Here is a 4,056-nt window from a genome sequence, read left to right on the forward strand (position 1 = left end):
CGAGCCATCAAAATGCCGCTCCATCAGGCCAATCAGGTCTTGCACCAGCAAGTCGCGCTGAACCTGCATGATGGCTGCGGGGGTGGGGCCCACAAAATAAATGACGAAATCATCACGGGCCTCTTCGTCGTCGTCGCCGCCCTCTTCGTCGTCGAAATCCGAATCGTAAAAGGTCACCTCGATGGGCGCCCCTGTTTCGGCCAGGTCGTTCAGGCCCATGCACATCTCGTCAAGCGCCTGCCGGAAATCCTCGTCTCCCGGCACTGTCCAGCATACCTGCAGCATATGCTTTTGTGCATCAAACTTGATGCCTGGCTCTTCCTCGTAAACGCTGGCAGCGCCGGCCGCAAGCGATTTGGAACCTGCATACTTCCACAGGGGCTTGAGGGCCTCCTGCAACTGCTCGAAGCTGACATCCGAACGCAAAGGCACTTCGCCGTGAACGTGGATTTCAAAAGGTGTGTGGTAGCTCGACATGGAATTATCTTACCTAGTTTTAGGGGCTGCGGACGATTGCGGTGGCCTGCAACCCATTTTTTGAACAAAAACGGCTTCATGTCCAATAAACACGGTCATTATTAGCTATTTATTTGATAGCAGACCGCGAGTCTGCCACGCGCTCATGCGCGCTCGGTCACCCAGGCCAGAACTGACTGCAGCGCCTTGTCAAGGCTCGACGCATCAGTGCCGCCGGCCATGGCCAGGTCAGCCTTGCCACCACCCTTGCCGCCGACCTGCCGGGCAACAAAATTGACCAGTTCACCGGCCTTGATCTTGGCCGTGCTGTCGCTCGTCACGCCGGCAGCAATCTGCACCTTGCTGCCGTCGACCGCGGCCAGCACGATGACCGCAGTTTTCAGTTTGTCCTTGAGCTTGTCCATGGTGTCGCGCAGGGTTTTGGCGTCGGCGCCCTCCAGCCTGGCTGCCAGCACTCTCAATCCCTTGACGTCGACAGCCTGCAGCATCAGCTCGTCGCCTTGCGAGGACGCCAGCTTGCCCTTGAGCGCGGTCACTTCCTTTTCCAGCAGCCTGACTTGGTCCAGCACCTGGCCAATCCGGTTTTGCAGCTCGGAGGGGCTGGCCTTGAGCGTGCCCGCGGCAGCCTGCACGGTCGATTCAAGCGATTGCAGGTAAGCCAGCGCGTTCTCGCCGGTGACCGCTTCGATACGGCGCACGCCGGAAGCAACGCCGCTTTCAGACACTATCTTGAACAGGCCGATGTCACCGGTACGGCTCACATGAGTACCGCCGCAGAGTTCCTTGCTGGAGCCAATACTCAACACGCGCACCTTGTCGCCGTATTTTTCGCCAAACAGCATCATCGCACCGGTCTTTTGCGCGGCTTCCATGTCCATTTCGCTGGCGTCGGTCGCCACGTTGGAGAGGACTTCGGCGTTGACGCGTCCTTCGATTTCGCGGATCTGCCCGTCCGTCACGGGCGCATTGTGCGCAAAGTCGAAGCGCGTGCGCTCTGGGTTGACCAGGCTGCCTTTTTGCTGCACGTGGTCGCCCAGCACTTCACGCAGTGCCTTGTGCATCAGGTGCGTGGCACTGTGGTTACGCACGGTGGCCGCGCGCACGGTGGTGTTGACGCGCGCGGTGACATGGTCGCCCACGTTCAGCGTGCCCTGCTCCAACGTGCCGTGGTGGCCGTACACGTCGGCCTTGATCTTCAGCGTGTCGCCCACGGCAAAGTGGGCCGAGCCGCTGATCAGCTCGCCTTCGTCGCCGACTTGTCCGCCGCTTTCGGCATAGAACGGCGTGGTGTCCAGCACCACGACGCCGCTTTGACCCGCTGTCAAGGCGGCAGCCGGCACGCCGTCGAGGTAGAGCGCGACGATTTTTGCGGTTTCCTGAAGATGCTCGTAGCCGGTAAAGATATTGCCGCTGCCGGTGAATTCCAGTGCACGGTCCATCCTGAATTTTCCGGCGGCGCGCGCCTGGGTTTTCTGCCTGTTCATGGCAACTGCGAAGCCGGCTTCATCCACGCTCAGGCCACGCTCGCGGCAGACGTCGGCGGACAGGTCGAGCGGGAAGCCATAGGTATCGTGCAGCTTGAAGGCGACTTCGCCGGGCAGCACCTTGACGCCATCGGCGAGTGCCGCATCCAGAATCTCCATACCGATTTCCAGCGTCTCGAAAAAACGCTCTTCCTCCGCCTTGAGCACCGCCGTGATGCGCTGCTCGTCAGCCTTGAGCTTTGGATAGGCCTCGCCCATCAATCCTGCCAGATCAGCCACCAGCTTGTGAAAGAACGGCGTTTTCTTGCCGAGCAGGTAGCCGTGGCGAATCGCGCGGCGAATGATACGGCGCTGCACGTAGCCGCGGCCTTCATTGGACGGATTCACACCATCGCTGACCAAAAACGACGTGGCGCGGATATGGTCGGCAATCACGCGCAGGCTTTTGTGGCCCAAGTCGGTTTCACCGGTTTCGCGGGCGGCCGCCTTGATCAGTCCGTCGAAAATGTCTATTTCATAGTTGCTGTGGACATGTTGCAGGATGGCAGCCAGGCGCTCCAGTCCCATGCCGGTATCGACGCACGGCGCGGGCAAGGGCTTGACCGAACCGTCGGGTTGCATGTCGAACTGCATGAACACGTTGTTCCAGATCTCGATGTAGCGGTCGCCGTCTTCGTCAGGCGAGCCAGGGGGACCGCCCGGAATTTCAGGTCCATGGTCAAAGAAAATCTCACTGCACGGGCCGCAGGGTCCGGTGTCGGCCATCATCCAGAAGTTGTCGCTGGCGTATCTGGCGCCCTTGTTGTCGCCGATGCGCACGACGCGCTCGGGCGGCAGGCCGATTTCCTTCGTCCAGATGTCGTAGGCCTCGTTGTCGTCGATGTAAACGGTGGCCCAGAGCCTGTCGGCCGGCAGCTTGTAGACCTCGGTCAGCAGCTCCCACGCCCATTTCAGCGATTCGCGCTTGAAATAATCGCCAAAACTCCAGTTGCCGAGCATCTCGAAAAAAGTATGGTGGCGCGCCGTGTAGCCCACATTTTCAAGGTCGTTGTGTTTGCCGCCCGCGCGCAGGCAGGCCTGCACCGACGCGGCACGAACATAGGAGCGCTTGTCGGTGCCAAGAAAAACATCCTTGAACTGGACCATACCCGAGTTGGTGAACATCAGCGTCGGATCATTGCCAGGCACCAGCGAACTGGACGGCACGACGGTGTGGCCCTTGGAGGCAAAGAAGTCGAGAAACGTCTTGCGGATGTCGGCAACAGTGAAGGCAGGTGTACTCATGGATAGATTGACTCTGATGAAATGGCAGGGAAATTTTGGACAATGCCAGAAACGAGACCTAGCAGCTGCAAATGCAGGCAAGCCAATGATTTTAGGCGGCTTTGAGCGCGGCCAGAAAACGCAGCACCGCCTCATCGTCGGCCCAGGCCACATTGAAACGCAGCCAGGGGCTGGGCTCCAGGTCGACCGAGAACAGGTGACCCGGGCCGAGCAAAATATCCTGCTCGGCAGCCTTGTAGGCCAGCTCGGCCGCATTCTGGACAGCCGGGTGCCGCGCCCAGAGAAACATGCCGGCCTTGGGTTCGCTGAACAACTCAAAGCCGATGCCAAGCAGCCGGGTCGCCAGCTGCTGCTGGCCCAGCGCAAGCCGGTCCCTGAGGGTTTTGATGTGCTTGCGCCAGCGGCCGTCGATCAGGGCGCCGTAGGCAAGCCGCTCGGTGAATTCGGAAGAGGTCAGGCCAGAGATCATCTTCAGCCGCGCCAGCTCTTCCAGCTGCCCGGGGTTGGCTGCCAGGTAACCGACGCGAATGTTGGGCGAAATGGTTTTTGAAAAACTGCTGACATAAATTACCCGCCTTAACTGGTCCAGGCTGGCCAGCGAGGGGCGGAACTCCGGGTCAAGGTCGGCATAAATGTCGTTTTCCACCACGATGAAATCGTATTTTTCCGCCAACTGCAGGACACGGTGCAAATGCGACAACACGGCCGTTGATCCGGTGGGGCTTTGCAGGCGCGGCTGGGTAAAAAACACCTTGGGCCTGTGTTCGATGATGCGGGCCTCCAGAATTTCGAGGTCGTAGCCAGCCGGCGT

Annotated in this window: 3 protein-coding genes; all 3 read right to left on the minus strand. The window is 59.9% G+C overall.

All coding sequences use genetic code 11. The annotated features are described in order from the left end of the window. The coding region (locus HHJ19_RS03745; protein WP_296904182.1) for a DUF6806 family protein at window positions 1-477 on the minus strand (477 nt) is incomplete at its 3' end. A 143-nt stretch (window positions 478-620) separates the two neighbouring features. Then, window positions 621-3,245: an alanine--tRNA ligase gene (gene alaS / locus HHJ19_RS03750; RefSeq protein WP_296904184.1), complete on the minus strand. Its 2,625-nt coding sequence runs from the start codon at window positions 3,243-3,245 to the stop codon at window positions 621-623. 91 nt (window positions 3,246-3,336) lie between these two features. Further along, window positions 3,337-4,056, minus strand: a 720-nt coding sequence (locus HHJ19_RS03755; RefSeq protein ID WP_296904185.1) for a PLP-dependent aminotransferase family protein, incomplete at its 5' end; no start/stop codon positions are given.

It is taken from the genome of Polaromonas sp. (genome assembly GCF_012927415.1).
In the GTDB taxonomy this organism is placed as follows: Bacteria; Pseudomonadota; Gammaproteobacteria; order Burkholderiales; family Burkholderiaceae_C; genus Polaromonas.